This is a genomic window from uncultured Acetobacterium sp., from assembly GCF_927416815.1.
GTDB lineage: Bacteria > Bacillota > Clostridia > Eubacteriales > Eubacteriaceae > Acetobacterium.
In genome coordinates, this window is the sequence record NZ_CAKMJU010000001.1 from 1 (window position 1) to 6,686 (window position 6,686).

Sequence of the window (6,686 nt, forward strand, 5' to 3'; positions counted from 1 at the left end):
CCAGCCCCAAAAACAGACCACAACCAGCAAAAATCCGGTCGTTTGACCGTTGATTTTCTGACTGAGGCCGGGTTTTAACGTGAACTTTTATTTACAAACTTGATCTTGTCAAAAGGAATAACTTAGTACCGACAATTGTTATATCATATTGTGTGCCTCAAGGCGGACACTCATGAGAACGTAGCATAGCGAATTTCTCATGAGTGTCCGAGCTTGCAGCATACAATAGATTAACAAGGGTCTGACCCCTTGGTCATTGGTCGGTACGGTAGCTTGGGTAAATCCAAAATAATTAAAATAAGAGAGGCTATTATGTTTAAATTTAATACCATTGAAGAAGCACTGGAAGATTTGCGAGCCGGCAAGATTATCATCGTCACCGATGATGATGACCGCGAAAACGAAGGCGACTTTGTCTGTGCCGCCGAATTTGCCACCACCGAAAACGTCAACTTTATGGCTGTCTATGGCAAAGGGCTGATTTGTATGCCGATGAGCGAAAAATTGGTCAAAAAATTAGCCGTTCCCCAAATGGTGACGGATAACACCGACAATCATTGCACCGCTTTTACCGTGTCGATCGACCACGTCGATACCACCACCGGTATTTCCGCGGCAGAACGTTCGGTCACCGCCATCAAGTGTGTTGACGAGAACGCCAGACCGGAAGATTTCCGGCGGCCCGGACACATGTTTCCCCTGGTCGCCCGGGAAAATGGGGTGCTGGAAAGAAACGGCCATACCGAAGCCACCGTCGATCTGGTCAAACTGGCCGGGTTAAAAGAATGCGGCCTGTGTTGTGAAATCATGCAGGAAGACGGCACCATGATGCGGACCCCCGAGTTGATCGCGTTTGCCCAGACCCACCAGATGAAATTCATTACCATTAAAGATCTTCAGGACTATCGCAAGCAAAATGAAAAACTGGTCGATTGTGTCACGATCACCAAAATGCCCACCAAATACGGTGATTTTATGGCCTATGCTTATGTCAATAAGCTTAACGGCGAACACCATGTGGCCCTGGTAAAGGGAGATGTAAGCGGTGCTAGCCCGGTTCTGTGTCGGGTTCATTCTGAATGTTTAACCGGTGACGCCTTTGGTTCGATCCGCTGTGATTGCGGCGATCAGTTTGGGGCGGCGATGACCGCGATTGAAAAAGAAGGTCGGGGGGTACTGCTCTACATGCGTCAGGAAGGCCGGGGGATTGGTCTGATCAACAAATTAAAGGCCTATGCCCTTCAGGATATCGGCATGGATACGGTGCAGGCCAACATTGAACTGGGATTCCCGGAAGACCTGCGGGAATATTATATCGGTGCGCAGATTTTAAACGACCTGGGCATCAAAAAACTCCGGCTGCTAACCAATAACCCTAAAAAAATCGACGGTCTTTCGGAATTTGGTCTGGAAATGGTGGAGCGGGTTCCCATCCAAATGGAAGCCAACTATCATGATCTGTTTTATCTAAAAACCAAACAGGCAAAAATGGGCCATATTTTAAATTATAACTAAAACCTAGTGATAAACTGCCGTACCGACCAATGACCAAGTGGTCAGACCCTTGTTAATCTGTTGTTTGCTGCACCATGCGAAATTCGCTATGCTCCTTTCGCATTGGTCGCGGGCAGTCGCCAACTACAAGCAAGCTTGTGATTGGCTCGTTGCCTTCGCGAAGGATCGGACAGTCTATCGACTGTTTGCCCCGATGCGTAGGGTCTGACCCCTTGGTCACAACATGATGTAATAATTGTCGGTACTAAGTTAGTGGATTGAAGCATCGCTTGCGCACAGGGTAGACCCCTCTATTTAGATATAACAGCTTGAAAGGAATAACGATGAATAGTTTTAATTTTAAGATACCACAGGAGATTATTTGTGGGGCGGATAGTATTGAAAAATTACCGGAGCTGCTGGTTAAGCAGGGGCTTAAGAAAGTGATGGTGATTTCGGATCCGCTGCTGCAGCAGCTGGGGATGGTCGCTAAGATCACTGATAGCTTAGGTCGGGCGGGGCTTGCTTTTGATAGCTTTGTCGACGTTGAGGCTAATCCCTCGGTGGAAACGGTTGAGCTGGCGACGGCGGCTTTTACTGCCAGTGGAGCGGATTGTCTGATTGCTCTGGGTGGTGGTTCGCCGATGGATGTTGCCAAGGCGGTCGGGGTGCTGGCTAAGTTTGGTGGTACGATTACTGATTATGAGGGTGCCCATCTGGTTCCCGGCGCGATTATTCCGCTGATTGCGATTCCCACCACGGCTGGTACTGGCTCGGAGGTGACGGCTTTTGCGGTGATTACCGACCGTTCCCGCAATTACAAGCTGACAGTCTTTAGTTATGAACTGATCCCAGCTTTTGCGGTACTGGATCCCAGCCTGGTGATGACGGCGCCGGAAAAAATCGCCGCTGCCTGCGGGATTGACGCCCTGGTCCATGCCATTGAGGCCTATCTGTCCAAGGCCGCCTCACCCTTTTCCGATGCGATGGCGGAAAAGGCGCTGGAGCTGATTGGTGACAATATCCGCCTCTTTGTCGCTGATCGCAGCAATCCTGAAGCGGCGGCGGCGATGCTCTATGGCAGTATGTTTGCCGGGATCGCCTTTGCCTGGGCGCGGTTGGGCAATGTCCATGCTATGGCGCATCCGCTGGGTGGCTACTTTGATGTCCCGCATGGGGTCGCCAATGCGGTCTTGCTACCAACAGTGCTTAAATATAATGCCCTGGCTGATACCGGTCGCTATCAAAAAATTTACCAGTATCTCAAGCCAGGCCAGGATACGGCTGCTTTTAATCCTCAGACTTTGGTCGATGAGATCCGCAGCCTGACCGCTGCATTGGGGATTCCTCAAACTCTCAGTGAGGTCGGTGTGACCGCCGATAAGATCCCAGCCATGGCCGCAGACGCCATGAAAAGCGGCAATATCCTGGTTAATCCCCGAGCCACCACCGTCAGCCAGATTGAAGAATTATACCGGTTGGCCTTGTAGGGTCGGATTAATTGAAGGATTGTAGTAATTAAACAGAAAAATATAGTTAAGGTGTCAAAAATTAATTTAAGCCATTAAAAATAGGATGGTGATTTTGCAACATAGCTCTCAGTCAACATATTGCATGAAAAATCGAAAAGATTACTTTTGAAGATCAAACCAAATATAACGTTAAAAACAGCAGAGGCCGCACTATGCGTCACTGCTGTTTTTTTTGCGTTGCCAAAATACCCGATCCTTAAATAGACTGAATTTTCTTAATTTTAAGTGCTTAATGACGCTACTTTTTAAAACAAGTGGTTAGCGACTGATTCAAAGGGGCATATAATACTAGCGAGATAATCAAAAATTCTTTTATCGAATTTCAATAATAGAATTACAATAATCTAATTACAATAATAGAATTTCAATAACCGAAATTAGTGCTTTAATGCTCAGGAGGAAAAATGATAAAGTCAATAATTCTTAAACCAGCTGATAAATTGCAAAGGTGGTGGCCGGGATGGCGTTAGAAAGCTTATTTAATCACATCAAGCTCAGGGAATCCTCATCGCTTTCAGAAAAGGACCAGTTTTATCCGGAAAACCGCCATCATTCTCAGGAAATGATGAAAATTGGCACCTGGACCTATGAAATGGGCAGCGATACAATCTACTTTACCGATGAATATTATCATATTTTTGAAACGGTTCCCGATCAGATGGGAAAAGATGCTGATTCTTACTTTCAGTATATTAGTGAAAAGGATCTAAGCAAGGTCAGAAATGCCCGCGAGCTGGCCTTTGCGGGACAGGATCAGAAACTGGTCTACCAGATTGTCACTGCCCGGGGAAATCACAAATTTGTACGCGAAAAAACCCGGACGCTGCTCGATAAAAGCGGTCAGCAGGTTAAGATTATCGGTGCGATTCAGGATATTACCAGCGAAAAAACATTTGAGAACAGTTTGAAAGAATTGGGTGAAAACTTAAATCTGGGGCAAAAGGTTGCCGGTTTAGGCAGCTGGAAATATAATGCCGTAAAAAAAGAAATTTTTTGGTCCGATGAAATCTATCGGATCTATGATCTTAAGTCGGAAGAATTTGGCGGTACCGTAATCGAATTAATGGACTTTACCTATCCGGAAGATCGCTATATTTTAGCAGAACTCACCCAAAAACGGCTGACTCATCAAAAATTTGACCTGCAATACCGCATTCAACTGCGCAATAAAAGCATCAAATTTCTGCGCCTGGTGGGTAAGCCAATGCTAAATGAGGACGGCCTCAATATCGATCTGGTGGGAACCATTCAGGATATTAGTGAAATTAAAAAGCTGGAAAATGAGATTGTTTTTATCAAAAAAAATCTTGAACATGCCCAGCAACTGGCACAAATTGGTAGCTGGGAAATGAACGTTGCGAAAGCCGAGAATTTCATGTCTGATGAAGCGCTGCGGATTTTTGGGATTACTGCGGCAGAATTTAAGGGCACCTTTGAGGATTTTTTCGCGCGGGTGCATCCCGAGGATCGTGACATTATTATCGCTTCAATGGCCGCGCCGCTGACAGAAGACCCGTTTGAGCTTGAGTTTAGAGTCATCCGCCCAGATAAATCAGTTCGCGAAGTTTTGCAGGTGGTCGAATTTAAGCTTGATAATAAGGGTCAGATGATCCATGTTCATGGAACCATCCAGGATATTACCGAAAAAAAAGAGTATCAACGGGCACTTGAATTAAAACAGCATGAAATTGACAAAATCCAGCAGCGGACAAAAATGCTGATCCAGGAATCCGGGGTAGTTTTTGAGATCATTACCGCCACCGGGATCATTAGCTATATAAGCGATACCTCCCAAAAGGTCATCAATTTCGATGCCGAAATGATGATCGGCAAGAGTGTCTACGATTATTATGACCACGATGACGCCGTCTATTTAAGGGGCTTGATTCATAGCGCCATTGAAAATAAAGCAATCACCGAAACGGGGATTATTAGCTTCGCTGGCAAGACTGAGACACCTAAATATCTGGAAGTCCATATCCAGAATTTTCTTGATCATCCGATTATCCAGGGGCTGGTACTTGATTTTCGGGATGTTACCAATCGCATTATTTTGCAGCGCAAAATAGAAAAGCTGGCCTCTTATGATGAAACCACTGCCCTACCCAAACCTAATCAATTTAAAAAGGAGCTGACCGAAAAATGTCTCAAAGCTGATTCGCAGCAAAGCAGTCTGATTGTTATGATGCTGGACTTTGAAGGCTTTAAGGAGATCAATGATTCGCTCGGCGCTAAGGTCGGGCAGCTGCTGATTATTCAGATTGTTTTGCGGCTGCGCCTATTGTTAGGAAAAGAGGTGCTGATTTCGCGGTATTCCGAAGACCATTTTGCGATCGTCATTGAAGGGCTAATTAATTTAGAAGCCTACCATGCCAGGGTGGTCGAAGTGATTGAGTTCTTTGAGCGCTCCTTTAAAGTTGATATTTATGAATTTGATATCAATGTCAATGTCGGGGTCAGTGTATATCCACTCGAGAAACAGGCACACGATGTTGACAGGGGGGCTGACCAGGCGCATGATGAAATTGAGCAGCTGATTCAATATGCCAATACCGCGCTGGTCTGGTCAAAAAAAGAGGGTCGCAACCGCTGCCGTTTTTTTTCCGCTGAGCTCAATATCCAAAATTACAAACAGCTGCAACTGCGCAACGATATGCGATTAGCTGTCAAGAGTGAACAGTTTATGGTCTTTTATCAGCCGATGGTGCAGTTAAGTAACAACCAGATCTTGGCGGTTGAAGCACTGATCCGCTGGAGTCACCCGGATTGGGGGATTGTTTCTCCTGATGAGTTTATTTTCCTGGCCGAAGAAACCGGAGCAATTGTTGAAATCGGCAAATGGACGCTTAAAAAGGTCTGTCAAGATTATCATAATTGGATCTTAAAGGGCTATCAACCATTTTATATTTCGGTGAATTTTTCCAGCATCCAGTTTTACGAACGCGATTTTGTCAAAAACATCACCGAAATCCTGGCCGAGTATGCGGTCGATCCTAAATATCTGATCGTTGAACTGACCGAAAGCCTGATCATCGAAAATGCGCACAAGGCCATCGCCGATATTAAAAAGCTTCAGCAAGCCGGGATTAAGGTGGCGCTCGATGATTTTGGAACGGGCTATTCCTCGCTGAGTTATCTGCAGCATTTTAATATCGATATGATTAAAATGGATGCGTCTTTCTTAAAGAACGTGGTAAGCGACAAAACCACCGCCATCATTGCCAGGACGATCATCAATTTGACCAAGGAGCTGCGCATCAAACTGGTTTGTGAAGGGATTGAGAACTGGGAACAGCTGGCCTTTTTGAGGGAAAATAATTGCTATGCCGGACAAGGCTACCTTTACGCGCGACCGATGCCATTTTTAAAAATTAATGAGCTGTTAGCAAAAGGCAAATGCCGACCACTACTCAGCGATGCCACCTTTAAGCCCCAGGCTGAGCGACGTAAATCTTTCCGCCAGCCATTACGAGATTTGTTAAAGACCGATTTGACAATTCTAAAAATAAAAGACAAAAAAATGAATGTTGGGAATTCCAAAGCGCTGATCAAAAACATTGGCCCCGGGGGCTTATCCCGGATTTCGAGTAAAAGCATAGAAATTAAGCAATTTCAGCCAAATCAGTGCTCACAAACCGCATAAAACGGTAAAAATAATCC

At 45.5% G+C, this 6,686-nt stretch carries 3 protein-coding genes; all 3 read left to right on the plus strand.

Features of this window, described 5'->3' with window-relative positions:
• Positions 1–312: 312 nt before the first annotated feature.
• The 3 genes from QZ998_RS00005 to QZ998_RS00015 all read left to right on the plus strand — a co-directional run bounded on the left by QZ998_RS00005 (position 313) and on the right by QZ998_RS00015 (position 6,669).
• Positions 313–1,515, plus strand: coding sequence for a bifunctional 3,4-dihydroxy-2-butanone-4-phosphate synthase/GTP cyclohydrolase II (locus tag QZ998_RS00005; RefSeq protein WP_296556952.1), 1,203 nt, complete (start codon positions 313–315; stop codon positions 1,513–1,515).
• 323 nt (positions 1,516–1,838) lie between these two features.
• A complete protein-coding gene (locus tag QZ998_RS00010) occupies positions 1,839–2,984 on the plus strand; it encodes an iron-containing alcohol dehydrogenase (protein ID WP_296556954.1) in 1,146 nt (381 codons plus the stop codon).
• Between the two features lie 502 nt (positions 2,985–3,486).
• Positions 3,487–6,669, plus strand: a complete 3,183-nt coding sequence (locus tag QZ998_RS00015) for an EAL domain-containing protein (RefSeq protein WP_296556956.1) — start codon at positions 3,487–3,489, stop codon at positions 6,667–6,669.
• Positions 6,670–6,686 lie beyond the last annotated feature (17 nt).

Bases quoted from the DNA above. Each gene is read 5' to 3' on its own strand.
- QZ998_RS00005 (WP_296556952.1), top strand. From the start codon at position 313: ATGTTTAAATTTAATACCATTGAAGAAGCACTGGAAGATTTGCGAGCC.
- QZ998_RS00015 (WP_296556956.1), top strand. From the start codon at position 3,487: ATGGCGTTAGAAAGCTTATTTAATCACATCAAGCTCAGGGAATCCTCA.
- QZ998_RS00010 (WP_296556954.1), top strand. From the start codon at position 1,839: ATGAATAGTTTTAATTTTAAGATACCACAGGAGATTATTTGTGGGGCG.